The 18,378-nt window shown below is 32.1% G+C and carries 14 protein-coding genes; 7 read left to right on the forward strand and 7 right to left on the reverse strand.

Annotated features, from left to right (window positions below):
* Positions 1-9: 9 nt before the first annotated feature.
* From O9267_RS04870 to O9267_RS04895, 6 genes are read right to left on the reverse strand one after another with little or no spacing between them, the layout of a single operon-like run.
* Complete coding sequence (locus O9267_RS04870) at positions 10-1,227, reverse strand: glycosyl hydrolase (protein ID WP_298176687.1); 1,218 nt, start codon at positions 1,225-1,227, stop codon at positions 10-12.
* 11 nt (positions 1,228-1,238) lie between these two features.
* Positions 1,239-2,444, reverse strand: coding sequence for an AGE family epimerase/isomerase (locus tag O9267_RS04875; protein WP_298176691.1), 1,206 nt, complete (start codon positions 2,442-2,444; stop codon positions 1,239-1,241).
* Between the two features lies 1 nt (position 2,445).
* The gene (locus O9267_RS04880) at positions 2,446-3,420 is read right to left on the reverse strand and encodes a glycoside hydrolase family 5 protein (protein ID WP_298176693.1); all 975 of its coding nucleotides are present in this window, start codon (positions 3,418-3,420) and stop codon (positions 2,446-2,448) included.
* 9 nt (positions 3,421-3,429) lie between these two features.
* Positions 3,430-4,626: a glycosidase gene (locus O9267_RS04885; protein ID WP_298176695.1), complete on the reverse strand. Its 1,197-nt coding sequence runs from the start codon at positions 4,624-4,626 to the stop codon at positions 3,430-3,432.
* A gap of 27 nt (positions 4,627-4,653) precedes the next feature.
* A complete protein-coding gene (locus tag O9267_RS04890; protein ID WP_298176698.1) occupies positions 4,654-6,042 on the reverse strand; it encodes an MFS transporter in 1,389 nt (462 codons plus the stop codon).
* Position 6,043: 1 nt separating this feature from the next.
* Positions 6,044-7,180, reverse strand: a complete 1,137-nt coding sequence (locus tag O9267_RS04895; protein WP_298176700.1) for a glycosyl hydrolase — start codon at positions 7,178-7,180, stop codon at positions 6,044-6,046.
* A 186-nt stretch (positions 7,181-7,366) separates the two neighbouring features.
* Here O9267_RS04895 and O9267_RS04900 point away from each other — a divergent pair, with 186 nt between their 5' ends.
* From O9267_RS04900 to O9267_RS04915, 4 genes are all read left to right on the forward strand, one after another.
* Positions 7,367-8,245, forward strand: a complete 879-nt coding sequence (locus O9267_RS04900) for an AraC family transcriptional regulator (RefSeq protein ID WP_298176702.1) — start codon at positions 7,367-7,369, stop codon at positions 8,243-8,245.
* A gap of 257 nt (positions 8,246-8,502) precedes the next feature.
* Positions 8,503-11,613, forward strand: a complete 3,111-nt coding sequence (locus O9267_RS04905; protein ID WP_298176705.1) for a TonB-dependent receptor — start codon at positions 8,503-8,505, stop codon at positions 11,611-11,613.
* A gap of 11 nt (positions 11,614-11,624) precedes the next feature.
* The gene (locus O9267_RS04910; protein ID WP_298176708.1) at positions 11,625-13,232 is read left to right on the forward strand and encodes a RagB/SusD family nutrient uptake outer membrane protein; all 1,608 of its coding nucleotides are present in this window, start codon (positions 11,625-11,627) and stop codon (positions 13,230-13,232) included.
* Positions 13,233-13,247: 15 nt separating this feature from the next.
* Positions 13,248-14,300, forward strand: a complete 1,053-nt coding sequence (locus O9267_RS04915) for an IPT/TIG domain-containing protein (protein WP_298176733.1) — start codon at positions 13,248-13,250, stop codon at positions 14,298-14,300.
* A 199-nt stretch (positions 14,301-14,499) separates the two neighbouring features.
* Here O9267_RS04915 and O9267_RS04920 read toward each other — a convergent pair whose 3' ends face one another.
* The gene (locus O9267_RS04920) at positions 14,500-14,994 is read right to left on the reverse strand and encodes a metallophosphoesterase family protein (protein ID WP_298176736.1); all 495 of its coding nucleotides are present in this window, start codon (positions 14,992-14,994) and stop codon (positions 14,500-14,502) included.
* A gap of 209 nt (positions 14,995-15,203) precedes the next feature.
* Between O9267_RS04920 and truA the strand changes: the two genes are divergently transcribed.
* Genes truA through O9267_RS04935 form a run of 3 tightly spaced genes read left to right on the forward strand, consistent with a single transcriptional unit; the run spans position 15,204 to position 18,373 of the window.
* Entirely contained in the window at positions 15,204-15,941 is a 738-nt protein-coding gene (gene truA, locus O9267_RS04925; protein ID WP_298176738.1) for a tRNA pseudouridine(38-40) synthase TruA, read from the forward strand.
* An 18-nt stretch (positions 15,942-15,959) separates the two neighbouring features.
* A complete protein-coding gene (locus O9267_RS04930; protein ID WP_298176741.1) occupies positions 15,960-17,720 on the forward strand; it encodes an ABC transporter ATP-binding protein in 1,761 nt (586 codons plus the stop codon).
* A gap of 14 nt (positions 17,721-17,734) precedes the next feature.
* A complete protein-coding gene (locus O9267_RS04935) occupies positions 17,735-18,373 on the forward strand; it encodes a DUF2238 domain-containing protein (protein ID WP_298176744.1) in 639 nt (212 codons plus the stop codon).
* Positions 18,374-18,378 lie beyond the last annotated feature (5 nt).

Consider the following 18,378-nt stretch of genomic DNA (forward strand, 5'->3'; position numbering starts at 1 on the left):
TTAAAAAAATTAATTTGGTAGAACGTACATATTTGGTAATGTATTTTGCAAAACTGATTTTGGTTTACTAGCAAAACTATTAAAATCAGAGGCATTAGAAGCGGTTGGTGTTGGAACATAATAGCCGCCGTTTCCGTTATTCCAAAACATAACAAATGCGAGTTGCACATTGTTTTTGGTCATTGCGTCATACAAATAAGTTGAAAACCAATTTGGAATAGCAGGAGTTGTACTAGTTACATGATAGCCCGTTTCAGTTAGTGCTGCAATTTTCTTTTTTTCAATTGCTAAGTCCGATAAGTATTTCAATTTGCTGTTTGCAGTATTGGAACCATTAACACCTTGATTATTGAAATCGCCATAATTATCCATACCCAAAACATCTACATAACCATCACCAGGATAACGAGATAAATAAGCACTAGTTGTTGTATAGGTATTATCTGGTGAAAACGAGTATAAAATATTATGAACGTTTTTAGTGTTTTTCAAATAATCAACTGTAAACTGAAAGACAGTTTTGTATTCTTGAGGTGAACAATAATTAGCACCCCACCAAAACCAATTTCCATCAAATTCATGAAAAGGTCTAAAAATCACTGGAATTAATTTATTATTGTTATCTTTTAAATTAGAAATTACCGAAGCAACTTTGTCCAATTTCAATTTGTACCAATCATGTTTTGATCCGCCAGGCAAAATACTTCTAAAAGCAGTGTTTTTTTGTTCAGGCGTCATATCCGAAGCATAAAAACTGTCTTCGTTGTTTGGTTCGCGCAAATGCCAGCAAAAAACATTAATCATCCCTTTAGAATAGGCTTCTTTTACATCATCTGTAATTATTATCTCTTGTTGATAAAACCAATTATTTGACAATCCGTTGTTGCTTTTATCGGTAATAAACATAAAATCAGAACCTAAAAGTGCTGGATCATTTCCTGTGGTTTTTCTTATATCAGAATTGCCACTTACACCATAAAAAGCATTGAAAGCATCTTGCTGACCGATAGCAAATTTAGATTGAGAGAGCTTTCTTAGATTATAAAATAAAGCAACCGTTTCATCAGTTGCATAAGGATCGATCATAAAAGTCCTGACATTTTGAGGCGTTACAGGATCTGGAATTGTAACTACTGGAGGTGATGGAGTTGGAACAACATCATTTTCTTTACTACACGATATCAGTATAGTTGTAACTACTATTAAAAAAGAAATCATTTCTTTCATTTTACTAATTTCTATAATCTTTTAAATAACTCTAAACAGGCTCTAACGTTATGATAAGGACATTTCCAAAACCCAGCTTTATCTTTCTCTATTTTGGAATAGTCTTCATAAATTCCCCATATCCATTCTCCTTTATTCCCATCAACAATAAATTTTTGAACGAAATAAAAATTAGCTTTCGCAATCTTTATAAACTCTTCATCACCTGTCAATTGCCAAGCGTTTACCATTCCAATCCATAATTCTGCTTGTGGCCACCAATGTTTTTCAGTAATCATTTCATTTTTTCGTGGATCATATTCATACCATAATCCGCCATCAATGTCTATCCCCTCTTTTGTAGCTTTAGCAAGTTCAACAGCATATTTTTGGTACTTGTTTATCAATTCTTTATCTTCAATAACTTCTGCACACCATTGCAACAACCAAGACGCCTCAATATCATGACCATATGAAATTACATCTGGTTTTTCTATCCAATTCTCATCAAAAAATAATTTTAGGTGCCACGTTTTTTTATCGATAAAATAGACACTTATCACATTAAGAAGTTTTTTTATTTTGGCTTTCAAATCGAAATCAGGCCATACTTGATATAAATTTGCATAAGCTTCAACTATGTGCAAATGTGTGTTCATGGTCTTTTTTTCATTGGCATCTTTATCACTTAATCGCAAATCTTCAATTGGAAGCCAGTCGCGAGTAAACGCTTCAAAATAACCTTCTTTATCTTTATCATAACTATATTTTTCAATCTTGTTATATAAATTAATTGCTAATTGAAGGGCTTCGTCTTTTTGAGAAATTTTATAATATTCTGATAAACCATATATCGTAAATGCTAGAGAATATATTTGATTTTTTGTATCTTTTGGAGTTCCATCATAATTTAGTGACCAAAAAATTCCTCCAAATTCAGTATCATAAAAATAGTTATCAATATAATTGAAAGCTCTTTCTGCAATAGACAAATGATTTTTATTTTTTGTTACTTGATAAGCTGCTGAAAATGTCCATAGAATTCTTGCATTTAACACTGATCCTTTGTCTGCAAATTCATTTTTAGTATTGTCAAAATCAATTTGTCCCCAAAAACCTCCATTCTTATTATCGAGAGCATTCTTTTCCCAAAAACTCAAAATTGACTCGAACTCATTTACAACATCTAAAAAAAACTGACTTATAGTATCATTTGATGTATTTGTATTTAATATCATTTTAATAATTAATTTTCTGTATTATCAATTCTCCTTTTTCATCATACTGTTTAAGATATTCTCTTGCTTGCTTTCCAGAGTCTTTCAAATCGTTTTCCTTCCAATTTCCAGATGTCGAAGCTGATTTTTTTAATACTGAACAAGTTTCATCTTTATCAGAAACCGACCAAGTAACCCAACTTAGTTTTCTGTCATTCATCCAATCAATATAAAGTTGCCATTCTTTATAATCAATTGCACTATCTCCCGTTGCTTCCATACCTGCACATTCTGACACAAAAACTGCAATACCTTTTTTTATTGCTGCATCTGTCCTGTCTCTTAACCATTGTTTGTGAGTTCCTGCATAAAAATGCATTGTGTACATAATATTTGTAAAATCTTTAATTGGGTTTTCAGCAGGTAGATTAATATCTTGATCCCAATGTGGGCAACCAACTAGAATGATGTTATCTGGATCATTTTTTCTAATTGTTGCAATAATTTCCTCCGAATAATTTTTTACATCTTGCCAAGATTCTTCATCGGGTTCATTCACTATTTCATAAATGACATTAGGATGTTTTCCATACTTTTTTGACATTTTATCAAAAAAAGCATTTGCTTCTTTAAGTTGTAAATTATGACTATGCCAATCTATAATTACATAAATATTGTTCTTAATTGCAGCATCTACAACAGAGGTAACTAATTTTTCTGATTCTCTAGGATTCTGTAAATATCCATTTTCAGGTTCAATTCCCATTGCTGCTCTTAATACAGTACAATTCCAATCTTCTTTGAGCCATTTCACCACTTTTTTAGTATAAAATTTTGGATGATAACAACTCCATCCAAAACTCATTCCGTGAAGAGCAATAGGGTTACCTTTTTGATTACATAATTGAGTTCCTATAACTTGAAGACTTCCATTATTTGAAACCACTTGAGCACTTGCAAATGAGCTTATAAAAAAGAAAATGAATAGTCTTTTCATGAATAACATTTAATAAGAACTTTTATTTTTCTCTATTAGATTGATTATTGTGTTTACAGAACCTGCAGATGTAAAAGTATCTTCAGGAGTATTTGTAACATAATCAACCAATTTTTCTATTGTTGTAGCAGCTACATGCATCAAAGTATCTGACGAAGCATAATAAATAAAAACTTTACCGTCGTTATCTGCAATCCAACCATTAGAAAATAATACATTTGAAACATCACCCACACGTTCTTCATTTTCTGGAGCCATGAAATAACCAGCAGGCACATGTGTTACTTTGGTAATATCTTCTAATGAAGTCATAAACATGTATAATGTATATCTTAGCCCTGCAGCTGTATTTCTAACGCCATGTGCTAAATGCAACCAGCCTTTATCTGTTTTTATAGGCGCTGGTCCAAGTCCATTTTTAAGCTCATAAATAGTATGATAAACTTTACCAAAAATGATTGTTTCGTTTTTAACTTCAGGATTTGACATATCATCTATAAATCCCAATCCGATTCCGCCACCATTACCAACATCTATAAATCCATCTTGAGGTCTGGTATAAATTACATATTTATTATTTACAAATTCAGGATGAATGACAACATTTCTTTGCTGACCAGAGTTTGATATTAAATCTGGAAGTCTTTCCCAGTTTACAAGATCTTTTGTTCGAACAATTCCTGCATTTGCTATTGCTGAACTTGTATCACCTTTTGGAGCATTTGAATCTTTTCTTTCTGTACAAAATATACCATAAATCCATCCATCTTCATGCTCTACTAAACGCATATCATATGCATTTGTATCTGGATTTCCTTTCAATTGTGGAATTACACATGGTTTTTCCCAAAAAACAAAATTGTCTATTCCATTTGGACTTTCTGCTATTGCAAAAAATGATTTTCTATCATTTCCTTCAACACGAACACAAATGATATATTTATTGTTAAACTTAATTGCTCCAGCATTAAAAGTTGCATTGAAACCAATCCTTTCTTGTAAAAATGGATTTGCATCTTCATTAAAATCATATCGCCAATTCAAAGGAATATGTGCCGGCGTAACTATAGGATTTATAAAACGATCGTATATACCATTTCCTGCACTATCTTTTGGTTTATTTATTTTTACTACTAATGTATTATATTCTTTTTCAAGTATAACTTTTCTTTGTTCAAAAATGGAAGATATTGATATTGTATTCATAAATTTAAAATATTCTATTAAAAAAATTTAATTATTATTCCTTTTGTATTCAAGGTCTTTTTCAATTATCTCTAACTTTTTTTCACTTAATGGGTAAAATACTATAAAAGCGACTGAAATAACTGCTGCAATTGCAGGTAGAATACTTAACATAAGCTGTATTCCATTTTGAGTTAGAGCGGATTGTTCTACATTAGCCTGAAAACCATAATACCCTAAAAGCCAACCAGTAGCGGCTCCACCTATAGTCCAGCCAAATTTTTGAGACATTGATGATGCAGAAAAGACAAGACCAGTGGCCCTTCTACCTTGTTTCCATTCTGAATAATCTGCGCTATCAGCATACATTGACCATATCAAAGGAAAAATAGATCCTGCACAGATACTTATTAAAACTTGGAAAAGCATAATTAGTATGCTGTCATTCTTACCAAAGAAATAGAAAACAACACTCAATATTGCAGCCAATGCCATAGCTCCAAAAAAAGTATTCTTTTTGCCAATTCTATTAGCAATAGGAGTTGCAATTATAACTCCAATGATGTTTGCTGCTTGGCCGAGAACTAGATACAGTGAAGTTGGTGTCATTGCAAAATCTTCACCAAAAATTGCTATCGTATAATTCACAGACGAGGTCATGTAATATTTAAAATAATATATAGCGGCTCCATCTCTAATCGAATTAAAAATTAATGCACCTACTCCAGCTCCAAGTAGTATCCACCATGGTTTATTTTTTAAAAGATCTTTTAAATCTTCTTTTAAAACTGTTTTTTCATCTGAAATTGGTTTTACTCTTTCTTTAGTAAAAAAGAAACATCCCCAGAAAAAAATGGTTGTTATAATTCCAAATATTCCAATTGTAAGCAACCACCCTTTTTCAGAATTCAAATTTCCTCCAAAATAAAGAACTAAAGGTTCTATAAGCCACAATGCAAGCAAGCTCCCACCAAAAGCGAAAACCATTCTATAAGAAGAAAGAGTAGTTCTTTCTTTTCTATCAGATGAAATAACTCCTAAAAGTGAAGCATATGGAACATTAATTAAGGAATAAACCATCATCATTAAAGAATAAGTAACATAGGCGTAAATAATTTTTCCTTTTTCATCAAAATTGGGCGTGTAAAATGTAAGAATTCCAACTACTGCAAAGGGAATCGCTACCCATAATAAGTAAGGTCTAAATTTCCCCCATTTACTGACTGTTCTATCGGCTAAAACACCAACTATTGGATCAAAACATGAATCCCAAATCCTTGTTATAAGAAACATAGTACCAACCACAGCAGGAGCAAGACCAAAAACATCTGTATAAAAAAACATCAAATACATACTGAAAATCTTCCAAAACATTGATGATGCAGCATCTCCTAAACCATAACCGACTTTTTCCTTGAGACTAATTTTATCTTGCATGTTATTTTTTATTTTTATAAACATTTCTTTTTACTACTTCTTTTTCAAAAAATGTATTTTTAAGATTATAATAATCTACAAAATCTTTTTCATTTGAATGCCCCTTAAACGGAACGTAATAATGCATTTTCTTTTCATTTTCCTGCCAACCATGATTTCTCCACGCTAAAACATATGAGACTTTATATTTCCCCATTGACTCTACAAGTGTTTTAGTCCAGAATTTGTCATACGGAATCGTTTCATATCCTGTCTCTGCAAAGGCAATTAATTTATTTTGCTCTTTAGCTATTTCATCCATGATCCCGAATAACTTCAAATTGTTTTCTACAAAAGAGTTGTCTTTAGTTGGATTGTTGTATTCGTAATTATCAAAACTCAAAATATCGACATAAGCTTCACCAGGATAATATTCAAGAAATTCTTCACGCGATTTTACCATTGAAGTATTATAAACATAAATTAGATTATGAACTCCTTTAGACTTATAATAATCGACTGTAAATTTCCAAACCTCTACAAATTGCTCAGGTGTGGCATTATTTTTACACCACCAAAACCAATTTCCTGTAAGTTCATGAAAAGGCCTATATAGAATTGGAATTGATTTTCCATCACTCCCTTTTAAGGATAAGAAAAATGCACATGAGTTATCAAGCCATGATTTATAAAGTTCATGTTTACTTCCATTTGGCAATATAGATGCAAATGAATTGGGAGTAGTATCCCATGAATCTCCACCTGTATATGGATTGTCCATATGCCAACTTATAGTATTTATCCCTCCACGATCATAGATTTCTCTAATCCACTGTTTCATCTTAGCAAAAGGAACTCCATCAATATCGTTTTCCAACTTATACTCTGTATTTCCAATATCCCAACCATACAATCCTGGATAGTCACCGCAAACCTCTTTTACATCACTCCTTCCCTCTTCATACTTCCAATTTACTCCATAAGCAAGATCATGCTGATGCCCAAAAATAACACCGTCTTCTTTGAGCAAATTCAAATTATACAAAAGATTTACAGTTTCACCGGTGGCGTTTTTATCTGAAACTTGAGAATAACCTAACTTGACTAAACTACAAGAGGTTACAAATAATAAAAATAATAAATATTTTTTTGAAAGCATTTTTTTATTTATTGGCATGTTTATTAAATTTTTTTGAACATTCTCAATTATCGGCAATATTTTTATGTTTTTAATCAAAAAATGTCTTTAAATTTTCATAAACGTCAAAGATACTTTTCAATATTTACATTAGATAATATTATTTTATCATTTTTATATCATATAATTGCAAAAAAAATAAACAATATGTCTGAAATAAATAAATTTCATCGTGAAATCACTCCTTTATCTAAGGACGATAGCTTTCTTGTTTTCGATAGAGTTAAAGATAATTTTGATTTCCCAATCCACTATCATCCTGAATATGAAATAAATTTCATAAAAAATGGTAAGGGTGTAAAAAGAGTGGTTGGTGATCATATTGAAGAAATTGATGAAATAGAATTAGTCTTGGTAGGACCTAACTTATATCACGGATGGGAGTTACATAATTGCAAAAGCAAGAAAATTCATGAAATAACAATTCAATTCCACAACAATCTATTTGACAACTCGCTCTTATCTAAGAGAATAATGGGCTCAATAAAGGAAATGTTTAATCGATCCATTCATGGGATTTTGTTTTCAAAAAAAACAGCAAATGAGCTAACAAACAGAATTTGCCAGTTATCAAAATTAGACGGAATGGATTATTTTTTAGAAATAATATCAATTCTTCAAGATATGGCCAACTCAAGAAATCAAAAACTTCTATCAACTTACACTGTTGATTATGATGTATTTGAAGACGATGACAAAATGAAATTGGTTTATGAATATGTGCAAAAATATTTTTCAGACAAAATTACTTTAGACGATGCATCTGAAATAGCAATGATGAGTCCAGCATCTTTTAATAGGTTTATTAAAAAGAGAACAGGAAAGACTTTTGTTAATTATTTAAATGACATAAGAGTTGGATATGCTGCAAGATGGCTTGTAGAAAAAGACTTAAGCATTTCTGAAATCGCATTCAAATCTGGATTCAATAACATGGCAAATTTTAATAGAATTTTTAAAAGCATAAAAAACAATACCCCAAGCCAATACAGAGAAGAATTTCATGGCATAAAACGATTCCTATAGCATAAAAAGAATATAATATTATATCGTCAAAAAATTGAATAATATTTACGAAATCGATAGAGGAAATAATAGAATGAAATGATAAAATAATATTAACGTTAGATTCATAAGTCTCATAAATTTGTTTTTTAATAATAAACCGCTTAAATAATTGTTTATAACATATTTTTATTAAGCCTTTATTTATATATTATTAATATTAACTAACTAACAAAATTATGAGGGATTATTTATTTTACTTCAAACGATGTTTCAATATGAAGAACAAAATTCTGTTCTTTTTACTATTTGGAACATTTAATTTATTAAACGCACAAACAAAAGTATCTGGAACTGTTACAGATTCAAACGGGGTAACGCTTCCTGGTGTCAACATCTCTTCAAAAAATTCAACGATAAACGTATCTACAGATATCAATGGAAAATATCTAATAAGCGTTTCCGAAAATTCAACACTTGTTTTTTCTTTCATTGGATTTAGCACTCAAGAAATTAAAGTTTCTGGAAAAACAGTTATCAATGTTAAACTAGTTGAAAGTTCTCAAAAACTCGATGAAATTGTAGTAATTGGTTATGGTACACAAAAGAAAAAAGACGTTAACTCATCTGTGTCCTCTATAGGTTCAAAAGACATAGCCAACCTAAAGCAAGTCTCAGTAGATCAAATGCTTCAAGGAAAGCTTGCCGGAGTAAGCGTTACTAACTCAAGTGGGCAACCAGGTGCAGCAGCTTCAGTAAAAGTTAGGGGAGCGACTTCTATTAATGGTACTAATGAACCTCTTTACATTATAGATGGTGTACCTATTTCAGGAGATGCAACTGGAAGTTCTACAAGCGGACGACCTATTGCAGGTAATGACTTCTCTTCAACAGGTGGTTCTGGGAGTGTAGCAGTTTCAGCAATATCTTTTCTAAACCCAAATGATATCGAAACTATAGATGTATTAAAAGATGCTTCAGCTACAGCTATTTATGGTTCGAGAGGTGCAAATGGTGTTATCATTATCACAACAAAATCAGGAAAAAAAGGAACTGGAAAAATTTCTTATGAAGGAACAACTTCTGTTTCAAGTATATATAAATATTTGGACGTTTTAGATTTACAACAGTATGCAGTATATCAAAACAACTTATCAGCATTATTTGGTGCACAACCAAGAGCAGAATTTGCACATCCTGAATTACTTGGAAAAGGGACTGACTGGCAAAAAGAAGTATATCAAACAGCTTTATCTCACTCTCACCAAATTTCATTCTCAGGAAGTAATGACAATACAAACTACTATTTATCAACAAATTTTCTAAATCAAGAAGGTATAATCTTGAATACAGGATTAAAAAGATACACATTAAGAGTGAATCTTGATAGTAAAATTAAATCTTGGTTAAAGGTTGGTACAAACATTACAAGTGGTATTTCAAATGAAAAATACACTGTAAATCAAAGTTTTCAAGGACTTATTGGTAATACATTGTTACAGTCTCCTGATATGCCAGTAAGAAATTTAGATGGTAGCTTTGCCGCACCACCTTCTTCTGATCAAAATGTTAATTACTTCAATCCGGTTGCTGAAGCATTAACAAAAAAACATAACCTAGTAAGAAAAAACTTTTTAGGAAATGTTTTTGCTGAAGTTGATCTTTTCAAAGGTCTTAAATATAGAGTTGAAATTGCAGCAAATACAGAGTTTTCTGAAAATACAGAATTCAACCCACAATATGATAGAGGTACACAAAGCAATGCTACAGCTGATCTTTTTGAAAGAAGACAGAATTGGTACTCTATTAATGCAAAAAACTTGTTGACTTACGACTTTGGCTTTAGCAAACATAAGTTTACTATCTTATTAGGACAAGAAGCTTTAGACTCACATTGGGAAGGTATATTAGGAGAAGGACATGGATTTAAAACCAATGATACTTTTGGACTTAACTTAGCAGATGATACAAGTGTTACAAGTTACAAAGGTAGTAGCTCTATCAATTCTTACTTTGGTCGTTTATTATATGATTTTGATGGAAGATATAGTTTGTCAGCTTCGATAAGAAGAGATCAATCATCAAAATTTGATCCTAAAGGAAATTCTCAAACAGGGTATTTTCCTTCAATAGCTGCTTCTTGGAAAGTTAGCAATGAAAAATTTATGGATTGGCTACCTGAGAGCATTAGCAACTTAAAATTCCGAGCTGGTTATGGAGAAACTGGAAATCAACAAATTCCTAATAACAGATATTCATCACTTTTAACAGTTTATAATTTACCTGCTAACATGAATAACCCAGAATTAAAATGGGAAGCAATGCAACAAACAAACTTTGGAGTAGATTTAACCTTATTTAATAAATTCAATCTAGCTTTTGATTGGTATAATAAAAAATCTAAAGACTTCTTGTTCAAAAAACCCTTATCAACAATATTAACCGGTCAACACGGAAATGATGATGCTTCTCAATACGGTGGTATTGATTCTCCTTGGTCTAATCTAGGATCTATGCAAAATAGAGGATTTGATATTGCTGTATCTTACGATAGTAAAACAGAAATTGTAAACTGGACTTCTAATTTAGTTTTCTCACATTACGCAAATGAACTATTAAGTTTGGCTGATGGTCTATCAAACATTACAAGAGACGCTAACTTAAATGGCTATCAGCCATTTACAGTAACCAACACAGTAATTGGACAACCAATAGGTGCATTTTATGGTTATAAAACAAATGGTTTATATAGAACACCTCAAGATTTAGTTGGTGCTCCGACATTTAACGGTGATGTTGTTCAATTAGGTGATGTTAGATATATAGATATGAATGGTGATGGTAACATTACTGATGCAGATAGAACTTCTATTGGAAACGCCAACCCTAAATTTACATATGGTTTTACAAACACCTTTAAATATAAAAATGTTGATCTTTCTATCTTTATCCAAGGTTCAGTTGGAAATGACATTCTTAATCTTACTCGAAGAAATGGTGTTGAAAACGCATCTTTATACAAAAATGCTCTTGTAGAAGCTATGGATTATTGGACACCATCTAATCCGGATGCAGTAAATCCACGCCCAATATTTGGAACCAGTAATTATAACATTGAAATTTCAGATAGATTTGTTGAAAAAGGTGATTATGCAAGATTACAAAATATTACTATTGGCTATTCAATTCCTTCAAGTCTTGCTTCAAAAATGAAACTTTCTAGATTTAGAGTCTATTTGAGCGCTCAAAATATTTACACATTAACTGATTACTCTGGTTATGACCCAGAAATTGGCTCTTTTAATCAAGATGTTTTACTTTCTGGTATTGATAATGGTAGATATCCTACCCCAAAAGTATTTTCCTTTGGTGTTAATTTAGATTTTTAAAAATGAAAAAAATGAAAAATACAAAAAATTTAAAAACAAGTGGGTTGTTAGTATGCTTACTAATAGCTTTCAATAGTATATTATCATGTAGTAATGATTTTACCGATAGGCCGTCAGAGGACAGCATCGGAGTTGATAACTATTACAAAAATGATGATCAAGTAATCTCTGCAACAAATGCAATGTATTACAAAACATGGTTTCAATTTGGTAATAAATTTTTCTATGCTATTGGTGAAGTTGGCTCAGGAAATATGTATTCTGGTTCTGCTGATGTTGCCGCTATGAGAAATTTTTCAATAACATCTTCTGATCCAGAGCTATACAGTGCATGGTCTTCTTTATGGGCAAATATAGCTCAATCCAATTTTTTAATTAACAATCTTCAAACTAGAGCTGGTGAAGCAGTTAGCCAAAGTGTTATAGATAATGCTATCGGTGAAGCCTATTTCATGAGAGCTACATCCTATTTTTATCTTGTTAGATTGTGGGGACCAGTCCCAATTATTGAAAACAGTTTAAACTATATTAACAGTCCAAATATATACACTAACAGAACTGAGGATGTATATGAACTTATCACAAGAGATTATACAAAAGCTATTGATTTATTAAATTCAAAAGTCAGAACAGCTAATTATTCTAATAATAGTAAAGTTTCAAAAGGTTCGGCTAAAGCAATGTTAGCAAAAGTTTATCTTTATAATAAAAACTATGTAAAAGCAAAAGAACTAGCTGAAGATGTTATAAATAGTGGAGAATTTAAACTACTTGGTGGAAACTCTCAATTTTCACTTTCTTCAAAATCATTTGCAGATTTGTTTACTTATCAAAATAATAACAACGAAGAATCAATTTTCGCTATTCAATGGAAAGGAGATATAAACTACGGTTCTGCGAATAATGCAAATACACAATTTGGAATTAGTAATGGTAACCTTTCTACTTCGAATGCTTCATATGGAGGTGTTTTTGCTCCTTCTCAAGATATTTTATCTCTATACGAGTCGAATGATTTAAGAAAAAATGAAACCATAATGTTTCCTGGCAACACCTACCCAACAATGAAAGTTAAGGTTGGTACCGCATACCAAACAGGATTTACAGTTCCTGCCGCTGATCAAATCGGTGGACAAAATGCAGGAGCCGCAATAAAAAAATATTGTGTGGGTATTGTAAATGGACCTGTTACAGGACCAATAGATGGTTGGGCTATGATGGACAACAATACTTACATAATGAGATATGCAGAATTGTTATTAATTCATGCTGAAGCAATTTTGGCTGGTGCAAGCTCAACTTCAGATGCCTCAGCACTAAACTCATATAACGCTGTAAGAAATAGAGCGGGATTAGCTTCTGTAAGTTCTTTCACATTTGATGACCTTTTTACTGAAAGAAGAAAAGAACTTGCTTTTGAGGGGGACTATTGGTACGATTTAGGAAGAATCCCTAGATCAAAAGCAATAACAATAATATCAGCTCAAAATAGAGGAAATCGTATTACTGCAGAAACATATACTCCTCAAGAAAAAGATTTTATTTTACCATATCCAGCAAGCGATGTGGCTAAAAACCCAAAATTATTAGAAGATCCAATACCTTATAACTTTAACTAGTAAAACATGAAAAATATGAAAAAAATCATTAATCTTTTAGGATGTTTATCTTTTCTATTAGCCACTTTCGTTGCCACATCATGTAGTAATGATGACAATGCTAATAGTAGCTCTAATCCTCCTACAATTACATCTGTTAGTGCTTCTGCAGATGAAGAAGGTCAACCTTTAGCGCTAACACCAACTTCGGTAGGTTATGCTAACAATGTTTACATTATCAATGGTAGTGGATTCTCTTCTTTACAACATGTGTATTTTAACGATTTTGAATCTTACTTCAATCCAAATTTCGTTACTGATAATACCATTTTTGTTACAATTAACACTAATACACCATATGCTAATGGTAGTAACAAACTAAAAGTAGTTACCAAAAATGGGACTGCCGAATTTGATTTTGTTATCGCACCTCCTTCTCCTATAGTAACAGGTTACAACTCTATTAATGCTGCCAATGGAGATCAAATTAAAATTAAAGGAAATTACTTTGTAAACCCTGTAGTTAAAATTGGTAACAATCAAGCAACAATAGTAAGTAGTACATTAACTGAAATTATTGCTACTTTACCTAATAATTCTCAAGGAAATACTGTTTCTGTTTCTACTCTATCTGGAACCGCAACTTACTACACTCAAATAGGAACAGCTTTTTATGACGATATTCTTTACGGTTCTACAGTCAACTCTGGTTGGGGAGAAACTCACGACACGGGATATTCTGAAGATGCTAGCAATGTTAAACAAGGTGATAAATCTATAAAATTAGACATAAGTGCATGGTCGGGATTTCAGTTTGATAATGCTCCTGCATTTGCTTCTACTGCAAATGGTATTAGATTTTTTGCAAAAGCAAAAACTTCAGGCACTCAGAATATGCAAGTTATGATAAATTACAATTGGAATGATAGAGCAACTATTGATATTACTAATGAATTTAAAGAATTTAGAATTCCTTGGTCAACTTTTGGATTATCATCTGCTCCAACTGGTTCATCAAGCAACATCATCTTCTTTAACCAAGGTACAGCAAATATTTATTATATAGATGATTTGGGATATTATAACTAATATGAATAAGTAATATACTTATTTTATACTAAATAATTAAGTTGAATTGGTTTTGTTTTAGTTTTTAACCCTGATAAACATTGTTTGTCAGGGTTTTGCATTTCTATACAAAAACCTACCATAGAAAAACATTTCATAAAAAATCATCTCTTAAAATACTGAAAAAATTATCATATATTTTTTCTAGTAATCTAAAAACCTATCTCTTCCCCAACTCAATAACCTCCAAATCTTTTATTTTATCAGCTTCTATTACAAATCGCAACATGGTTCGCACTTCATGAAAACCACTTTTGCCACAAGCACCGGGATTCATGTGTAGCAAATTATTTTTCTTATCAAAAATCACTTTCAAAATATGGGAATGTCCGCAAATGAACAACTTTGGTGGATTTCTCTGTAATTCTTCTCTTACCGACGGATTGTATTTTCCAGGATAACCGCCAATATGTGTAATCCAAACATCGACACCTTCACACCAAAAACGATTGTGCAACGGAAACTCCATTCGCGCCTTGTCACCATCAATATTTCCATAAACAGCTCGCAAAGGCTTTACTTTTTTCAGTGTATCGGTTACAACCAAATCTCCAATATCACCCGCATGCCAAACCTCATCAGCTTGTTGTACGTATTTCAAAATCACATCATCCATATGACCATGCGTATCCGATAAAAGTAAAATTTTCTTCATGTTTTTTTTAGAAGCTAATCCAGCTATCCACTCTATCTTTCCTTGTCTAAAGAAGACAAGCAAAGGATGCCGTTGCTATCTGGGCTAGGGCATTCGGTAAAAATAGACATTCTTCTCTAAATTAAAAATTCACAAACACACATTCTACCAAAATATATATTAAGTATCTTTGCACCTGCAAACTGCGACTGAACACTGATTACTTTAAAATGCGCTATTTCATTCAAATTTCTTACAACGGAACAAACTATCACGGTTGGCAACAACAACCTAACGCTAGTTCTGTACAAGAAACACTAAACAAATCCTTGTCAACTGTTTTGAATTGCAAAATCGATTGCATGGGCGCAGGTCGCACCGATACAGGTGTACACGCAACACAAATGTACGCTCACTTTGATTGTGACGAATTGCAAAATACAACTTCAATCATTCACAAACTCAATTCTTTTTTGCCTCAAGATATTGTTGTGCATGATTTAATTCAAGTTCACGAAGATGCTCATGCGCGCTTTGATGCAACTAAAAGAACTTACGAATACCATATTCATTCGTTCAAAAATGCTTTTTTTCAAAACAAAAGCTGGTATTTTCATCAAAAACTAAATGTTGACTTAATGAATCAAGCTTGCAAAATCCTTTTCAATCATACCGATTTTCAATGTTTTTCTAAAGTTCATACCGATGTTAACACTTTTGATTGCAAAATTTATGAAGCTTTTTGGAAACAAGAAAATGCAAATCTTATCTTTACCATTTCGGCAGATAGATTCTTGCGGAATATGGTAAGAGCCATTGTCGGCACAATGGTAAACGTAGGTTTAGAAAAAATAACATTAGAAGAATTTCAAACTATTATAGAAAGCAAAGACCGCAACAAAGCAGGTTTTTCAGTTCCAGCACACGGATTATATTTAACTGAAATAAAGTACGATTATTTAAAATAGAGAATAAATCTAATATTAATGAAAGCGAAAGCATTCGACACTAACATATTCAAACGAATTCTTAAATACACCAAACCCTTTCAATGGCGTTTTAATGGTGTGATTATTTTTGCCGTGTCGTTGTCTATTTTTGCAGCACTTCGCCCCTATTTACTCAAGCAAACTGTTGATGGTTATATCAAAACGCACGATCAGCAAGGATTACTTTTCTATATAATCCTGATGATACTTGTTCTTATGGCAGAAGTTTTTTCTCAATTTTATTTTGTTTATTGGGCCAACTGGTTAGGGCAAGATATTGTAAAAGACATTCGCATAAAACTTTTCAAACACATGTTGAGTTTTAGAATGAAATATTATGACAATGCGCCTGTTGGTCAACTAGTAACCCGTTCGGTTTCTGATATTGAAGCGATTGCAAAAATATTCAGTCAAGGCCTTTTTATGATTATAAGTGACTTGATGAAAATGTTGGTTGTTCTCCTTTTTATGTTCTACATGAACTGGCGATTAACTTGGATTGTTATTGTTGCCATGCCGATTTTGGTTTATTTCACCCGAATATTTCAAAAGAAAATGCAAGTAGCTTTTGAAGAAGTACGTACCCAAATTGCCAACCTCAACACGTTTGTACAAGAACGCGTAACAGGTATGAAAATCGTTCAACTTTTTAACCGTGAAACTATTGAAGCCGAAAAGTTTAGCGAAATCAATCAAAAGCACAACAAAGCATGGATAAAAACAATTTTATATAACTCTATATTTTTTCCAATTGCCGATATTATTTCGTCGCTAACATTAGGTTTTGTAGTGCTTTATGGCGGCATTAAGATTTTGAATGGCGATCACTTTACCACTTTTGGCGATTTGTTTTCCTATACTATGTTTATCGGAATGTTGTTTAATCCATTGCGACAAATTGCAGATAAATTCAACGAGATGCAAATGGGAATGATTGCTGCTAACAGAGTTTTTGATATTCTAGATACCGACGACCAAATTCAAGATACAGGAACGGTTGAAGCACCAGTTTTTAAAGGTTCAATTGAATTTAAAGATGTTCATTTTGGTTATTTGGCCAATGAAGAAGTGATAAAAGGAATAAGTTTCAAAGTAAATCCTGGCGAAACAATTGCAATTGTAGGTGCTACTGGCGCAGGAAAATCAACCATTATCAATCTTTTGAATCGTTTTTACGAAATTAATAGTGGCTCGATTTTCATTGATAATCACAATGTTAAAGAGTACTCTCTGAGTTCTATTAGAAAACAAATTGCGGTGGTTTTGCAAGACGTTTTTCTTTTTGCTGATACTATTTTGAATAACATAACACTCAATCATCCCGAAATTTCACGTGAGCAAGTTGTTGAAGCTGCTAAGAAAATTGGTGTTCACGATTTCATTATGAGTTTGCCAGACAACTACGATTATAACGTGAAAGAACGCGGAATTATGCTATCATCAGGACAACGACAATTAATTGCTTTTTTGAGAGCTTATGTCAGCAATCCGAGTATTTTAATTTTGGATGAAGCCACATCTTCTATCGATACTTACAGCGAAGAATTGATTCAGAGAGCAACCGAAACCATCACTAAAGACAGAACTTCAATAGTAATTGCACACCGATTGGCAACTATTATGAATGCAGACACTATTATTGTTATGGACAAAGGTTTAATTGTTGAACAAGGAACGCATCAAGAACTAATTACTAGAACCGACGGCTATTATAAAAAACTATACGATTCACAGTTTTCTGTAGCAATCGCTAACTAAATTCAAAATAAAATATGGCATTTACAATTGCAATTTCAGAGGAAAGAATTCCACTAAAGAAAAATAATTGGCTTAAATTATTCATCGTTGTTTTTCTAATCAATTGGGCAAATTCCTATATCGGAAATACTGATACTGCCAACTGGATTCTCGAAAACACTTTGGTTTTTCTTTTCTTAGGATTTTTGGGTTTTAGCTACAAAAAATTTCAATTTAGCGACTTGAGTTATTTGCTAGTTTGCGTTTATTTGTGTCTTCATGTTTATGGTTCCAAATATACTTATGCCGAAAATCCGTTTGGCTATTGGTTGAAAGATGCTTTGGATTTATCCCGAAATCATTATGATAGAATTGTACATTTCAGTTTTGGCTTTTTATTAGCTTATCCAATGCGCGAAATGTTCTTGAAATGGTTAAAATTCCCAAGTTGGGTTGCATGGACATTGCCTATTGAAATCACATTATCGGTTAGTGGATTTTATGAATTGATAGAATGGGCAGTTGCCGATGTTTTCTTCAAAGCGCAAGGCGATGCCTATTTAGGAACGCAAGGCGATATTTGGGATGCCCAAAAAGATATTTTTTTAGCATTTATAGGTTCAATCATTGCTACTACAATAGTTTCTGTAGTAAAAAAGTTAGCTCGTAAGTAGGAATT

This window comes from Flavobacterium sp. (genome assembly GCF_027531705.1).
Classification (GTDB): Bacteria; Bacteroidota; Bacteroidia; order Flavobacteriales; family Flavobacteriaceae; genus Flavobacterium.